This window comes from Aeromonas sp. R5-3, assembly GCF_040908225.1.
In the GTDB taxonomy this organism is placed as follows: domain Bacteria; phylum Pseudomonadota; class Gammaproteobacteria; order Enterobacterales; family Aeromonadaceae; genus Aeromonas; species Aeromonas dhakensis.
Genome location: NZ_JBFODH010000014.1, coordinates 1 through 15,449, shown reverse-complemented (window position 1 = coordinate 15,449; position 15,449 = coordinate 1). Strand labels below are relative to the sequence as shown.

At 61.9% G+C, this 15,449-nt stretch carries 10 protein-coding genes and 1 tRNA gene; 4 read left to right on the top strand and 7 right to left on the bottom strand.

Going from position 1 to position 15,449, the window contains the following annotated elements:
* Positions 1 to 147: 147 nt before the first annotated feature.
* The 4 genes from mukB to cmoM form a co-directional block, all read right to left on the bottom strand.
* Entirely contained in the window at positions 148 to 4,575 is a 4,428-nt protein-coding gene (gene mukB / locus AB5Y95_RS06260) for a chromosome partition protein MukB (protein WP_368160081.1), read from the bottom strand.
* A gap of 3 nt (positions 4,576 to 4,578) precedes the next feature.
* The gene (gene mukE / locus AB5Y95_RS06255; protein ID WP_026457138.1) at positions 4,579 to 5,298 is read right to left on the bottom strand and encodes a chromosome partition protein MukE; all 720 of its coding nucleotides are present in this window, start codon (positions 5,296 to 5,298) and stop codon (positions 4,579 to 4,581) included.
* Positions 5,279 to 6,598 carry a chromosome partition protein MukF gene (gene mukF, locus AB5Y95_RS06250; RefSeq protein WP_368160078.1) on the bottom strand — a complete coding sequence of 440 codons (1,320 nt, stop codon included), beginning with the start codon at positions 6,596 to 6,598 and terminating at the stop codon, positions 5,279 to 5,281. Before mukF ends, mukE begins: the two co-directional genes overlap by 20 nt.
* Before the next feature lie 76 nt (positions 6,599 to 6,674).
* The gene (gene cmoM, locus AB5Y95_RS06245) at positions 6,675 to 7,451 is read right to left on the bottom strand and encodes a tRNA uridine 5-oxyacetic acid(34) methyltransferase CmoM (protein WP_010634083.1); all 777 of its coding nucleotides are present in this window, start codon (positions 7,449 to 7,451) and stop codon (positions 6,675 to 6,677) included.
* 101 nt (positions 7,452 to 7,552) lie between these two features.
* Between cmoM and elyC the strand changes: the two genes are divergently transcribed.
* From elyC to AB5Y95_RS06225, 4 genes are all read left to right on the top strand, one after another.
* Positions 7,553 to 8,323 (top strand): envelope biogenesis factor ElyC, encoded by a 771-nt coding sequence (elyC, locus tag AB5Y95_RS06240; RefSeq protein ID WP_123246080.1) that lies wholly within the window; start codon positions 7,553 to 7,555, stop codon positions 8,321 to 8,323.
* 135 nt (positions 8,324 to 8,458) lie between these two features.
* Positions 8,459 to 9,214, top strand: coding sequence for a triose-phosphate isomerase (tpiA, locus tag AB5Y95_RS06235; RefSeq protein ID WP_065017677.1), 756 nt, complete (start codon positions 8,459 to 8,461; stop codon positions 9,212 to 9,214).
* Between the two features lie 147 nt (positions 9,215 to 9,361).
* Positions 9,362 to 10,333, top strand: coding sequence for a 6-phosphofructokinase (gene pfkA / locus AB5Y95_RS06230; RefSeq protein ID WP_005300508.1), 972 nt, complete (start codon positions 9,362 to 9,364; stop codon positions 10,331 to 10,333).
* Positions 10,334 to 11,503: 1,170 nt separating this feature from the next.
* Positions 11,504 to 12,760 carry a M20 family metallo-hydrolase gene (locus AB5Y95_RS06225; RefSeq protein WP_208199205.1) on the top strand — a complete coding sequence of 419 codons (1,257 nt, stop codon included), beginning with the start codon at positions 11,504 to 11,506 and terminating at the stop codon, positions 12,758 to 12,760.
* An 83-nt stretch (positions 12,761 to 12,843) separates the two neighbouring features.
* Here the strand turns inward: AB5Y95_RS06225 and yjjG are convergent, their stop codons facing one another.
* The 3 genes from yjjG to AB5Y95_RS06210 form a co-directional block, all read right to left on the bottom strand.
* Positions 12,844 to 13,524: a pyrimidine 5'-nucleotidase gene (yjjG, locus tag AB5Y95_RS06220; protein WP_368160074.1), complete on the bottom strand. Its 681-nt coding sequence runs from the start codon at positions 13,522 to 13,524 to the stop codon at positions 12,844 to 12,846.
* An 8-nt stretch (positions 13,525 to 13,532) separates the two neighbouring features.
* Positions 13,533 to 15,029: a leucyl aminopeptidase family protein gene (locus AB5Y95_RS06215; RefSeq protein ID WP_095592830.1), complete on the bottom strand. Its 1,497-nt coding sequence runs from the start codon at positions 15,027 to 15,029 to the stop codon at positions 13,533 to 13,535.
* A gap of 172 nt (positions 15,030 to 15,201) precedes the next feature.
* Positions 15,202 to 15,278, bottom strand: a tRNA-Met gene (locus AB5Y95_RS06210).
* Positions 15,279 to 15,449: the final 171 nt, after the last annotated feature.

Sequence of the window (15,449 nt, the reverse complement as noted above, 5' to 3'; positions counted from 1 at the left end):
GGGTTGTCGATGCCAATGAAGCGGTAGCGGGCGTGAGCAAACCGGCGTGATGCCGGCCTGCCAGGGCCGCGCCGCTACTTTGCCACAGTTTCCAAACAAAACGGGAGGCCAAGCCTCCCGTTTTCATACCTCGTCCGTCAGCCTCTGTCAGGCGATGAGCTTGTCGTCGGCGAAGCCGAAGCCACGCAGACCCACCACATGCACGTGCTCGTGCTTGCCCTGCACCTTGCGGATGAGCTTGTAGGTGGTGCCCTTCTCGGGGCTGATGTTCTCGGGCGCCGCGATAAGCAGCTGCATGTCCTGCCGCTCGCACAGTTCGAACAGGGTGGCGATGGATTTACCATCAAGCCGCGCCGCTTCGTCGAGGAACAACAGGCGGCAGGGGGCGATGTCCTTGCCGCGCAGACGGCGGGACTCCTCCTCCCAGCTGATCAGCACCATCAAGAGGATGGCCTGACCGGTACCGATCGCCTCGCCGGTGGAGAGCGCGCCGCTCTCGGCCCGCAGCCAGCCATCGGCGCCGCGCTGCACCTCGATTTCGAGCTCCAGATAGTTGCGATAGTCGAGCAGCACGTCGCCCATCACCTGATAGCTGCGATCCCCCTGCTCCACTTGCGGGTTGAGGCGCTGGAACAGCTTGGCCATCGCCTCGGAGAAGCTGAGCTCCTTGTCGGCGAACAGATCGTTGTGCATGGCGGTCTGATCGGCCAGCGCCGTCAGCAGACGAGTGTGGGCCTCGCGGATATTGACGTTGAGGCGCACCCCGCGCACCAGACCGAAGGCAATGTTCTGCAAGCCCTGGTTGAGCACCCGGATACGGTTCTGCTCGCGGCGGATGATGTTGGTGATCTTGGCCGCCACCTCGTGGGAGGAGAGCGACAGATGGGTTTCCCGCTGCTTGAGCTCGTCGGCCAGACGGGCCAGCTCGATCTCCATCTCCTCGATCGCCTCCACCGGATCATCGGAGCGGATGATGTCGTTGCGGATGCGATCTTTGAGGTAACGGTAGACCTGCACGTAGAAGGCCACCTTCTGCTCGGTGCTGCGGTTGCCCTCCGACAGTCGCAGCGCATCGCGCAGGGCCTCGTCGTGGGCCACCGCCACCCGCAGGGCGCCGAGGGCCTTGTCCGACATGGAGCGCAGCTCGTCGCTGTCAAGGTACGCCAGCTCGCGCTTGTTGAGGCGCTTCTCGACGTCGGTCTCCCGTGCCAGCCGCACCACCCGCGACCAGCTCGCCTTGTGACCCACCAGAGATTTGCGGGCGCCATAGTAATCCTTGCCTTCCAGCTTGAGACGACCGCCGAGAGATTCGATCTCGCGCTTGGTCACCTGCAGCTGGGCCTCGGCGCTGGTGCGACGGGAACGGGTGCGGATCAGCAGCTCTTCGATCTCTTTCTTGTGGGCGCGCGCCTTCTCTTCCATGTCGTCAGAGAGGGTCAGCCCCATGGCCGCCAGCTCCTGCTCGAACTCGGTCAGGGTCTGGCGCTTGGCCTCGACGCTGGAGTTGAGCGCGGTACGCAGTTGCAACGCCTCGGTGTGGCGCTGGGCTATCTGCTTGTGCTGCTCACCGGCGGTGCGGGCGGCAAGCTCGGCCGCTTTCAGCTTCTCTTTGAGCCGCTCGCTCATCTCGGAGGCCTTGCCCAGCAGGTCTTGCGCATCCTGATAGGCAAAGTGCGGCAGGCGGGCCACCAGCTGATCGAGGGCGTAGCAACGGCGCTTCTGCTCAGCCAGCAATTCGTTGGCTTCATCAAACGCCGCCTGTAGGGCAGAGAGATCCTGCGGATCCTGACGCAGCACCTGCACCATGGTTTCCAGCTGCTCGAGCGACTTGCCGTGCTTGGCGATAAAGGCTTCGGCCTGTTTCAACGCTTCCACATCGGCGTGAGCCGCCTCGAGGCGGGCAGCCAGCTCTGTCTCGGCAAACAGGTGGGCAAAGGGCAGCATCCCCTGCACCAGCTGGATATGGCGGGTCAGCTGGGCGGCGGCCGCTTTGGCCTCGGTCAGCTGCTTGTTGCACTCGGCGATGGTCTCTTGCAGCTTGCGCTGCTCGGCCTGTTTGGCCTGCACTTCCGCTTCCGGGTCGGGGCGGAAGGCAATATCCAGATGCTGGCCGATAAAGTCGCGGAAGTGACCGTAGAGACGGTGGTACTTCTGCTGCTCGAAGGCGGCCTTGGCGTAACCCTCGATCAGCTCTTCGCGCTCAAGGTCGAGCTGCTCGATCCGCTTTTCCCGGGCGGCGCGGCCAAACAGCGGCAGCTCGGGGTAGCGGGAGAAGCGCACCTGACGCTTGCTGGTGCGCACCAGCACGGCGTCACCCAGCTCGTCGGCTTCCACCAGGTCCTCGTCAAAGGAGTCGGGGTTGCCCTGGATGAGGTAGATATCTTCCGGGCAATCTTCCAGCTTTTTCAGCCGCTCGATGGCGCCTTCGAGATCGAGCACCACCAGGGCGCTGCGAGCCGGGCCGTAGAGGGCGGAGTAGTAAGGGGCATCGTCGATGGAGATGTCGTCGTAGACATCGGAGAGCAGCACGCCCCCCACCTGCTCGGCAATGCGAGCCAAGCGCGGATCCGCCTCGCCAGCCCCCAGCTGCAGGTTGCGAATTTGCAGCTCCAGCGCCTGTTTCTGCCCCGCGATGCGGTTGCTCTCCTGCTCGAACTCGCGCTCCTTGTCGAGCACGCTCTGCATGCCGGAAGAAAGTTCTTCGGCGGTGGCCAAGGCTAAGCAACTCTGCTCGCGCAGCTGCTCGAGCTTTTCGAAGGATTTCAGCCAGCGCGGGGCCAGCTTGGTCAGCTCCGCGATATCGCGGCCAAGCTGGGCGCCCTGATGCTCGAGGCTGGCACGGCGCTGATTGACCTCGGCCTGCTGCTCGGCCAGCTCCTCCTGACGGGTACGCTGGGCCTCAAGAAACAACTCCAGCTCGTCCTGGCTGGCGATCAGCTGACCGGAGGCCTGCTGCAGCTCGTCACGCAAGCGCAGCAGCGCCTGCTGGCTTTCGCTCTCTTTCTCGAGGCGAGCCAGCGCGGCGCGCAGCCCCTGCCCCTGGGCGATGCGGGCCTTGTCTTCGATGTGACGCTTGAGCAGCGCCTGTGCGGTGGGCCAGGCGGCCTCGCGGGCGGTCTCGGGGGTGATGTTCAAAAGCAGCGCCAGCGCGGCTTCGTGCTCGGCCACCGCCGCCTTGGCCAGCGCCAGCTGCTGCTCGGCCCCCAGCACCCGGCTGGTGAGGCTCTGCTCGGAGCTGCGGAACTGGTGCAGGGTGTCGCTCGCCTGTTCGGCGGTCAGCCCAGGCAGCTCGCACTGCTCGCGGGCGTTTTCCAGCGCCTGCACCGCCTGACGGTACTGGATGGCGCGAGTCTGCTGGATATCCAGCGCCTGCTGATAGTCGGCCAGCTGGGTCTTGAGGCTGTCTACCTCTGCCTGGGCCAGCTCCTTGCGCTCTTCCACCTCCAGCAACTGGCTGTGGATCTCTTCCACCACCGCTTGTTGCTGTTCGAGTTTGTCAGAGAGATCCGCCAGATCGGCGCGGTACATCTCGATCTTCTTTTGCAGTGCCACGGCGGCCAGCACCTTGGCCAGGTGCTCGGCAGCGGACTCCAGCTCGTCGGTCAGCAGTTTCTCGCGGTTGGTGAGCTGCTCCACCTCGTCGGCCAGATAGATGGCGCGCTGCTTCTCTTCGGCCAGCAGGCGGCGTTTACCTGCCAGCTCTTGGCGGGCCTTGAGAGCCAGCTCGGAGAGGCGGTTCTTCTCGGCGGCATTGCGCACATAATCCGCCGCCACATAGTGAGTGGTCTCGGTAATGAGGTTCTTGAACAGATCCCGCTGACCCTGAGTCTCTTTAATAGCCTCAAGGGTGCGGCGGTTCTCGTAGATGGCCGCCTCCATGTCCTGGAACGCCTTGCGTACGCCGGAGTTCTCCGGCAGCAGGTATTCACGCAAGGATCGGCTGATGGACGAAGAGATACCGCCATAGAGGGAGGCCTCGATCAGACGGTAGAACTTGCCGCGATCCTTCTGATCACGCAGCTTCTTCGGGGTGATGCCGAACTCGAACATGAAGTTGTGATAGTCGGTCACCGTATTGAACTTGGCGACCTTGATGGCGCCGAGCTCCGCCGCCGCCCCTTTCAGATCGGCAAACGCGCGCACCCGCCCCTTGCCATCCTCGAGTTTTTCCAGCAGCAGATCGGTGGGCACCAGATTGTCCGGCACATCCACCAGCGCAAACGGGGTGATGTTGACCTTGTTGTCACGGTTGGCCACCTGCTCCAGATGCACGCCGACCCAGATCCGCTGCTCGCGGCTGTTCATCACTTCCAGCACTGAGTAGCAGTGACCGCGCTGCAGCTTGCCGTAGAGCCCCTTGTCACGGGAGGCGCTGCTCGATCCAGCCTCCGTGGTGTTGCGAAAATGGAGCAGAGACTGATCGGGAATGAGGGCCGCGATAAAGGCCGCCATGGTGGTGGACTTGCCCGCGCCGTTGCCGCCGGAGAGGGTAGTGACCAGCTGGTCGAGATCGAAGGTCCGGGCGAAGAAGCCGTTCCAGTTGACCATGGTCAGGGATTTGAACTTGCCTCGCACCTTTTATACCTCCAGATCCAGTTGTTCTTCATCGAGGTCCGCCTCGATATCGTCAAACAGCGAGTCGCTGCTCGGCATTTCGTCGTCGTGGAAGATGGCCTCCCCTTCCTGGATCATCCGCAGTTGGACGGCGCGGGGATCCTCATCGGAACGCACATCGGCGGCGAAGCGGAACACGGATTCGTTGACCCGGAATTTGTCCCCGTTGCCAAGGGCGGTGATCATACCAAGGCGACGCAGCCGGCGCATGGAGGTGCGAATTTTTTCGAGCAGCTTCTTCTTGTCGAGATCGGTGCCGCCGGAGCGGCTGTTGACCATGCGCAGCAGCTGCTTCTCGTCGGCCAGGCTCAGCACCTCCTCCTGCAGCTCGCCCATGGCAAACACCCCTTCCGAGGCGAGGCGATCAGGGCTCAAATAGAGGTAGCAAAGCACCTTGCCCACCAGCATATCGAGCTCGGAGAGCACTGTGGTGCCGATGTCGGCACTGGGGCGCGGACGTAGGTAGAAAAAGCCTTCCGGCGCCTTGATGAGTTCGACCTGATAGCGGCCGTAGAAGATCTCCAGCTCCTGGTGATACTCCACCAGTGCCGAGTGCTGTTCGAACTCGTCGGCACTGATGTGACGACCGGAGCGCAAGGCGGTATCGATGCGCGGAAACAAGGGGTTGGCAATGGCCTCTGCGAGCCGCAGCGGCAAGGGAAACTCAGTATTGATCAATGACATAGGCCTGAACCTTGGATCCAGCTTGGTTAATGGGTTTCCATGCAGGTTGGCGATGCAGTTCGCGCTCGCCGCTGGCATGGCCCAGGCGCACGGCCTGGTCAATCAGAAGACGCGCCACGTCGAAGTGGGCGTGGGCCGGGTAGTCCAGCAGGTATTCCCGCAGCACGTCGGCCAAATCCAGCTGCTGACCCTGCTCGGGATAGCGGGCCAGGTAGCGCTCGATACGCTCGGCCAGCTCCTGGTTGATGTCCACCATCTCCATGTACTCCATCTCGAGGGGCACCTCGCCGGTCACCTCCTCGTCGTGGATGGCGATGGTCTCGTCGCGCAGCTCCAGCAGACGGGGCTCTTCGGCTACCCGCAGCTGCCAGTTGTGCTGATCGAAATTGCGGATGGATTCCCGCAGCCGCTGGCTGAAGGCGCGGTTCTTGTCCATGTCGATGGCGTTGCGAATGAACTTATGGACGTGTCTGTCATAGCGGGCCCACAGCTCGATACACTGCTGGCCCCAGCTGGTGATCACATCGAGCCGTCCTTGCAAGGCGTGAGTCAGCTCCTCGACGTGGAACAGATCCTCGCGCCCCTGGGCAGCTTCCTGAATGTTGAGCAGCCCCGCCTGCAGGCGGTGGCCGGCGGCGTCCAGGGTATCCTGCAACTCGCGCAGGGTCTGGCCGGTCTCGTGCAGCAGCTTCTCGCAGCTATGAATGGCATCGACCCAGTTCTGGGTCAACAGTGCAGCGATCTCGTTTTTGACCTGATTCTGCTGCTCATCCATGGCGCGCTGGGTGAGATCGATGCGCCCCAGGGTCTCTTCCAAGGAGAAGGTGAGGCGCGGCAGCACCTCCGCATCCCACTGCTCGCGGGTGTTGGTCTCGAGCGCCGCCTTGCGGGCGGTATCGAGCTCAGCGGCCAGGTGTTCGAGCAAAATGGAAAGCTTGATGGAGTCGACCTGGCGCTGATCCAGGAAGAAATCGACGACGCTCATGCCAAGGCGCGACAGGCGGTAGAGGCTCTCTCCCGCCACCATGTCGGTGTTGAAGCGCGACAGCAACTGCTGGCGAATGAGATCGTTGATGGCATTGTTGGCGCGGCCGGTGAGGGTCTCGTCCATCTGGCCAAAAGCACTGCTGACGTAGCCAAAGGCATCGTGCAGCGCCGCCTCCGACAGGTCCGACTCATCTTCGGACAGGGTCTTGATTGCAATCAGAAAGGCCAGCCGGTCGGTGGGCAGGCTCAACGCCAGCCCCTCCTGCCTGACCCATCCCACCATCTCTGGCAGGGTACGGGATGTACTCATCATGACGTTGTCATCTCGTTGTTGTATTGGGCGCAAAGCCTTGCGCGCGGCTACATCCGGTAGCATCGAAAAAGGGGCCTCAGCCGGCGGGTTTCTGCGCCATCACGTGGATATAGCGCCCCAGGGAGATAAACGGCTCCTGCCGACAATATTGCTGCTCCATGGCCAGCAGATCGTCGAACTTCTCCAGCTGATCCTGCTTGTGGCGCATGTAATCGTGGATCACCCGCACCCCGGTCTTGCCGATTATCTTGAGCCCGCCCCGGCCAATCCAGTCATACACCTGCTCCGGCAGCTGGGGATTGGTGGGGGTCAGCGCCGTCTGCCGTTTCTTGCGAAGACCCAGGCGCACATAATCGAAATTGCCCACCACCAGGCTCTGGAACAGCAGGCCGTGGCGGTTGTAGAAAAGCAGCGACAGTATGCCCCCGGCATTGACGAAAGGGAACAGACCGAGCAAGGTCTGGCGCGGCTCGGCGAGCCACTCCAGCACCGCGTGACAGAGCACCAGATCGAAGGTGCCGGTCACGTGTGCTTTAAGATCCTGAATGGGGCAATGGATGAGACGAATTCTGTCTTCCAGCCCCTTCTCGGCGATCTGGCTGCGGGCCAGCGCCAGCATCTCGGCGGAGAGATCGCACAGCTCCACCTGATGGCCCATGGCCGCCAGCTTCTGGGCAAAGTAGCCAAACCCGCCGCCCGCATCCAGGATGCGCAGGGGCCGGTTGCCAAGGCGGGCCAGGCAGGCTTCGATGTCGCTCCACACCACTGTGGTGCGGATGCGCCCCTTGGTGGAGTCATAAATGTTGCGGGCGAACTTGTCGGCCCGCCCGTCGAAACTCTGATCGTGCTTCAAGGAGAAACTCAACTATTGCGCCACAGGGTTGTGGCCATCCCAAAAAAGAGAGGTATTCTGTCACATCCCGAATTTGCTGAAAACTCAAGGAACTCTCTGCCGTGTTTGTGCTTAAAAAGTGGCTGGGTCAGCTGCTGATGCCGCTCCCCTTCTCCGTCACCCTGCTGTTGCTGGCGCTGCTGCTGCTCTGGTTCACCCGTTTTCAGAAAACCGGCAAGCTGCTGGCGACCCTGGCCCTGCTCATCGTCGCCCTGATGGGGATGCGGCCGGTGAGCTACCAGCTGGCCCGCCCGCTGGAGCAGACCTTCCCCCCCTTCGAGGTGAGTCAGCATCCGGACATCCAGGCCATCGTGGTGCTCGGCAACGGCCATGTGAGCGACCCGGCCGTCCCTGAGCGCAGCTGGCAGAACAACATCGCCCTGGCCCGCACCCTGGAGGGGGTACGGCTGGCCCAGGCCTATCCACAAGCGGAGCTCATCTTCTCGGGCTATGTGTCGGGGGATCCCCTCTCGAACGCCGAGGTCAACGCCCGCATGGCGGCAAGCCTCGGCATCCCCCGCTCACGGATGACGTTGTTTGAAAACAACAAAGACACCCACGACGAGGCGGTCAGCATCAGCCAGCATCTCAAGGGCAAGCGGGTGGCGCTGGTGAGCTCGGCCACCCACCTGCCGCGGGCCATGGCGCTCTATCAGGGTCAGGGACTCAATGCCGTGCCGGCCCCCACCGACTACACCGCCAAGCAGAGCCAGGTGGTGCAACCCCTCTACAGCTACCTGCCCAAGGGGCGCTATCTGATGTATTCCGAGGCTGCCATTCACGAATGGATTGGGGTATGGTGGGCCCGTCTGCGGGGTCAGGTCACCGATTGAGCGATCAAGCCTTTCATTCCTGATTTGGATCAGGAAAGCGAAAAAAAATTACGTCATTTGCCGCCGGGTCAGCTATCTTGGGCTCGGTTCAATTCATATAATGTCGCGCAATCAAATGCCTAGGAGATATAGAAGATGAGACAGCACCTGGTAATGGGTAACTGGAAACTGAACGGCACCAAGGCTTCCGTCGAAGCACTGATCAAAGGACTGACCCCGGCGGCTGCCGCTCATCCTTCTGTACAAGTCGCCGTCTGCCCGCCGGTTATCTTTTTGGGTCTGGTTGAGCAGCTGACCGCCGGCAGCAAGATTGCCTACGGTGCCCAGAACGCCGACGTTCACGAGTCTGGCGCCTTCACCGGCGAGAACGCTCCGTCCATGCTCAAAGCCTTCGGTTGTACCTACTCCCTGGTCGGCCACAGCGAGCGTCGTACCCTGCACGCAGAGACCGACGAGGTGGTTGCTGCCAAGTACGAAGCCATCCAGAAAGGCGGCCTGATCCCCGTGCTGTGCATCGGTGAGACTCTGGCCCAGTTCGAAGCCGGCACCACCAACTCCGTGGTCGAAACCCAGCTCAAAGCCGTGATCGACCGTTGCGGTATCGCCTCCTTCGAGAACGCCGTCGTGGCTTACGAGCCGGTATGGGCCATCGGCACCGGCAAGACCGCTACCCCGGAAATCGCGCAGGCCGTGCACGCTCACATCCGCCAGTACCTGGCCGGGTTTGATGCAACCGTGGCTGCCAAGGTACAGATCCTGTACGGCGGCTCCGTGACCGGTGCTACCGCTGCCGACCTGTTCGGTCAGCCGGACATCGACGGCGGCCTGGTGGGCGGTGCGTCCCTGAAAGTGGACGACTTCTCCCAGATCATCGCTGGCGCGGCCAAGTAATCGGCTGCCTTGGAGGGGGCGCTTGCCCCCTCCTGCGTATCGCTTTTCCTATGGCAGCCAGCGCATCCCATATGAAAGCCGATATAGTAAAAGTGGCTTGTCTCATTTAACCCTTTCGTATTCGACAACTCAGATCCAGAGGCACTCATGACCAAACAAATCAAACGTATTGGTGTTTTGACCAGTGGTGGCGACGCACCGGGTATGAACGCAGCCATTCGCGCCGTGGTGCGCGCCGGCCTGCATCATGGCCTGGAAGTCTACGGCATCTATGATGGCTACCTCGGTCTGCACCAGGACCGTATCGTCAAGCTGGAGCGCCACAGTGTCTCCGACGTGGTCAACCGTGGCGGTACCTTCCTCGGCTCCGCCCGTTTCCCGGCCTTCAAAGATCCGAAAGTGCGCGCCGAAGCGATCGAGAACCTGAAAAAGCACGGCATCGACGCCCTGGTGGTGATCGGCGGTGACGGCTCCTACATGGGTGCCAAGAAGCTGACCGAAGAGGGTTTCCCCTGCATCGGCCTGCCGGGCACCATCGACAACGACATCGCCGGTACCGACTTCACCATCGGCTTTGACACCGCCCTCAACGTGGTGGTGGATGCCATCGACCGTCTGCGCGACACCTGCAGCTCCCACCACCGCATCTCCGTGGTCGAGATCATGGGCCGCCACTGCGGCGACCTGGCCATGTCTGCCGCCGTCGCCGGCGGTGCTGAGTACGTGATCGTGCCGGAAGTGGCCTTCGACAAAGAGAAGCTGCTGCAACAGATCAAGGAAGGGGAAGCCAAAGGCAAGCGCCACGCCATCATCACCATCTGTGAGCATGTCACCGACGTGAATGCCCTGGCCAAGGACATCGAGGCCATGACAGGTCGCGAAACCCGCGCCACCATCCTGGGCCACATCCAGCGCGGTGGCTCCCCGACCGCCCGCGATCGCATCATGTCCAGCCGCATGGGTGCCTTCGCCGTCGAACAGCTGCTGGCCGGTCAGGGTGGTCGCTGCGTCGGTATTCAGGGCAACGAGATGGTGCACCACGACATCATCGACTGCATCGAGAACCTGAAGCGTCCGTTCAACCAGGAGCTCTACGATCTCTCCACCACCCTGTTCTAAGCCCCGCTTGTTCAGGCTGTTGTGACAAAAAACCCTCCGCTGGAGGGTTTTTTATTGGCGCGGGCTACCTGCCGGCAAACCCGCTCCCATTCCACCCTCTGGCATGTCTGCCGTTATCCCCGCCCATGGCTCCCTGCCTTCCCCTTGCCTCTTCGGGCAGCACGGTCAGGGCGATGCAGCCAGCAAACCTCCCAACCTGCCATTGGCTCGCAGCGAAACACTGCACAGAGCCATCGCGACCTGTGCAGTCAGCTCACCCTCCTTGTCATCAAGTGGTCATGTACCTGCCATCAGCAGCCGCCAACATGCCGTGAAAAGAGTCGAACAGGATCGGTTCAATGGTTGCACGACTGTCATCAATCACAGGGTTTCTGCAAATTTGCGAGCGTGCCGCCGCCAGAAGGTGGCGTCACGACAGGGAAAAATCCCCGGAGCACGACAAGAAATGCTGGGGGTAGGGAAAATGGGGCTGACAGCAGTCCAAACCATGCCAGACTCACTCCATCGCCAGCAAAACTGTCTGCTTTTGCCGACAAAATTTTAAAAAACCAAAAAAGCCTCATATAAGACCCTGTGTGAAACACAACAAGAATAAAGGTAACGAATTGATTTAATTGAATAAAAACACCATTAAATCCTAGTGGATGCCCAACACCCATCTTGAAGCTGATAAAACAGCCTTAGATTTATAAAAATGACGCTTTCGAGCGCCACGCAACAACTACGGCCATATAAATACATTTTACTATTGTTTTACTGCGCAATTGTGGTATCTTGGTTCCATCATCAGTCAGCCAAGGGAGACAATAATATGAAAGAGTTTGTGGTTACTGCCGTTTTCACCGTGTTTTTCACTCTGGTTGCCGTCTCTCTGCCGTCGCTGTCACAGCTTTGAGCCGGTTGGTTGCCCACTTCGTGATCCGCATGGGCAACGACAGGCACCAGTGCGCTGGTTAATTCACCGCATTCAGTCATTTTTGGTCGTTTCATCGAAAATGAGTGCAGACAAGGTGGTTAGCACCAGTCGGTGTATATAAACAGAGCTGTCGTGCCACGGCAGCGTAAACAGGGGGAGCCAGTGGCTCCCCCTGTTGCATTTGTGTCTGCGGGATTTACTCTTGCCCCCCTGCCCGTCACAATATCCGCTGGATTCGCCATGCAGGAATTACCATGACACAGGATGCGCTAAGCCATTGGCGTCGTGATCTTCATCGTCTGCCCGAAGCGGCCTGGTGTGAATTTCGTACCAGCTCCCTCATCGCTCACCACCTCAATGAACTCGGTTTCTCCATCATGCTGGGTGACAAGCTGCTGGCCAGCAATCTCATCATGGGACGCAACATAGACGTGCAGGCCCAGAAGGAGCGAGCCCTGCGCCAGGGCGCCCATCCAGACTGGCTGGGCCGGATCGAAGAGATAACGGGGGTGATGGGACTGTGGGACAGCGGCCGACCGGGCCCGACCCTGGCCTTTCGCTTCGACATCGATGCGGTGGAGGTCGAGGAGAGCCAGGATGAACTGCATCCCCCCAGCCAGGAGGGGTGGCACTCACGCAACCCCGGCTGGATGCACGCCTGCGCCCATGACGGCCATACCGCCATCGGGCTGGTGCTGGCCGAGCGGATCGCCGCCCTCGCCGATCGACTGAACGGCCGTATCAAACTGTTCTTCCAGCCCGCCGAAGAGGGGTGTCGCGGCGGCAAGGCGCTGGCCGCCGGTGGCCAGCTCGATGACGTGGATGCCCTGCTGGCGCTGCACATCGGCATTCATGCCAACAGCGGCGAGCTGGTGGTCAATCCCACCGAGTTTCTCTGCTCCACCAAGTTCGACGTGGAGTTCATGGGGCGCGCCGCCCACGCGGGGCTCGAGCCCAACGCCGGCAGCAATGCGCTGGCGGCGGCCTGCATGGCCACTACCGCCATGCTCGGCATCGCCCGCCACCGCGACGGCATGACCCGCATCAACGTGGGCCAGCTCCATGCGGGCAGTGGCCGCAACGTGATCCCGGGCCATGCCCTGCTGCAGGGAGAGACCCGGGGCGCCACACCGGCCCTCAACGACTATATGTTCAGCCAGGTGCAACAGATGGTGGAAGGGGCGGCCATGATGCAGGGCGCCACCTACCTCATTCGCAAACAGGGCGAGGCCATCGGCATCGACAACAGCCCGACCCTGCTCGAGGAGATCATCCCGCTCGCCCAGGCGCTCAAGCTGGAGACCATCCACACCCGTCGCTTCGGTGCCAGCGAGGATGCGGGCTTTCTTATCGAGCGGGTGCAACGTAACGGTGGCCAAGCGGCCTACCTGATCCTGGGGGCCAATCTGGCGGCGCCCCATCATCACCCGGAGTTCGACTTCGACGAAGCTGTGCTGGCCCCCGGCGTGGCCCTGCTGGAGTCCTGGTTGCTGGCCCGCCTCGCCCGCTAGCAAGAGCCGGATACAAACAAGGCAGCCCGTGGGCTGCCTTGTTTTTTTTCACTTCCCCTGCGCAGCAGAGGTGAATCGAGTTCCTATTCGCCCAGCACGATGGCCGAGAGGTGGGCGAAGTGGTGGATCTCGTGGGTCGCCTCGCTCGGACCATCCTGACGGGCCGGGTTGTACCAGCAGGTCGCCAGCCCCTGGGCCGCGGCACCGGCGATATCGGTCTTGGGGTTGTCCCCCACCATCAGCACCCGCGCCGGACTCGGCTGTCCCATCAGTGCCAGCGCGTGCTGGAAGATGGCCGACGCCGGCTTGGTCACCTGCACCTCGTCCGAGATCACCAGCGGTTCGAACCAGGCCTGCCAGCCCAGCTTGTCGAGGCGCCCGCGCTGGGGCAGGCTGAAACCGTTGGTGATGATCCCCATCTTCACCTTGCTCTTCAGCGCCTGCAGAGTCTCCTCCACCCCCTCCAGCGGCACGCTCAAGGCGATGATCTGCTGCAGGAAGGTGTCATTCATCGCCATCGGCGCCACGTCCACCTGCTCGGCAAAGAGGGAGAAACGGGTCTGTTGCAGGTGGATGGCATCGATCTCGCCGGAGTTGTACTGCTGCCAGAGCCGGTGGTTGAGGGCGTGGTACTCCGCCATCTTGGGCGGAGTCGGCGTCACGCCGTAAATGTGCAGTGTCTGCTCCAGCGCCTGAGCGACCGGGAAATCGACCAGGGTTTCATCCAGATCGAACAACACCCAGTCATAACTTGGTTCTTTCACGGGATCCCTTACTGTTCTGGTTGATCAAGTTCATTGCGCCGCCCCAGCGGGCCGGCCAGCAGTTCCAGCGTCAATCTGACCCCGAAACCAGTCACCTCGCTGCTGACTACGCCATTGCCGCCCTTGTTGCGAAAACCACTCAAGTCGAGGTGCAGCCAGGGGGTCTGGGCAGGCACGAAGCGGCTGAGGAAGCGGGCCGCATCGATGTGATCCGGCGAGGCGCCGGGCGCACACTGTAACAGATCGGCCCACTCGCTATCGAGGTTGTCGTCGTAATCCTCATCCAGCGGGAAGGGCCAGACTCGCTCACCGCTGCGCTGACCCAGGCTGATCAGCTCGCTCAGCCACTGGGGCCGGTTGGTAAAAGCGCCACTGTAGCGGCTGCCGAGCGCCCGCTTGCAGGCCCCGGTCAGGGTGGCGTAGTCGATCAGCAGATCCGGGTTGTCCTGCACCGCCATGCTGAGGGTGTCGGCCAGCACCATGCGTCCCTCGGCATCGGTATCCACCACCTCGATAGTGGTGCCATTGAGGGCGGTCACCACCTCCCCCGGCCGGTAGGCGAGTGGGCCTATGTGGTTCTCGGCGATGGCGAGCCAGCAGTGCACCTCGTAGGGCAGCCTGGCCCGGCTGATGGCGTGAAGCGTGCCCAGCGCCACCGCACTGCCCCCCATGTCCAGATGCATGCCGTACATGCTGCCGGAGACCTTGAGGTTGTAGCCGCCCGAGTCGTGACAGATCCCCTTGCCCACCAGGGCCACTCGCCGCACCGCATTGGGTGGGCAGTAGCTCAGCTTGACCATGGCGGCCTGGTTGTCTTCCGAGCCGCGTGCCACCGCGATGAAGGCACCGGCCCCCTGCTCGGCCAGCTGGGCCTGATCGTACTCATGCCACTGCCACCCCTCGCTCTGGGCCAGCTGACGTACCCATTCGCGGTAGCTGCGGGCGGTCAGATCGGAAGCGGGCGACACCGCCAGATGGCGGGCGATACCGTTGCCCTCGGCCTCGGCATAGATCCGCGCCAGATCCAGCACGCAATTGGGAGAGACCGCGATCTGCTGGTAGCGCCAGGGATCTTCGCTGCGATGCTTGTGGCTTGGCAGCGGCACGTTGGCCGCCAGCAGGGTGGCCAGCGCCAGTTCGGCCAGGAGAGTGGTATCGGCCTCGTCAAACCCCTCCAGATGCAGCCCCAGTCGCTCAATCTTGAGCCCGGCCAGCGGCGCAACCCAGCTGCGCACCTGCTTGTAGAGGGCATGATCGCGCGCGGGACGGGCCGGCAGGAAGACCAGCAGTTGCAGGGTATTGTGCAGCACCAGGCTGTAGGGGGCTTTCTGCCCCAGCGCGATCTGGGCGCTGACGGCGGCAAGCTCGGGCAGGGCCAGCAGGCTCTCGCGCCGCTCTTCGGCGCAGATCAGCAAGTTGGCGGCCAGGCCATTGGTGAGGACGGCAGCAAGGCTGGCGTCGTGAATGTCGATCTGCGGCGGCAGATAGGTAAATGGTTGCATCATCGGGCAAGGCCCTCATCCATGAAGAGATACCAGAGATGATACCCAACAAAGCGGGGTCACAGCCAGATTGCACTTGAAAATCAATATCAAGCGTGAAAAGGAGACAAAGCAGAAAGACCGCGAAGGCGGCTGGATAACAAGCTAGAGGAACAAGGTAATAAAGAAGGGAAGTTGGTTGCGGGGGCCGGATTTGAACCGACGACCTTCGGGTTATGAGCCCGACGAGCTACCGAGCTGCTCCACCCCGCGTCCGAATTGTACTGCCACCACAAGAGGCAGAGCAGATGCCCCTTGCTGTCTTCGTCTCCACCGCAGGGCGCTGCCTTGCCATGGACACAAATAGTTGGTTGCGGGGGCCGGATTTGAACCGACGACCTTCGGGTTATGAGCCCGACGAGCTACCGAGCTGCTCCACCCCGC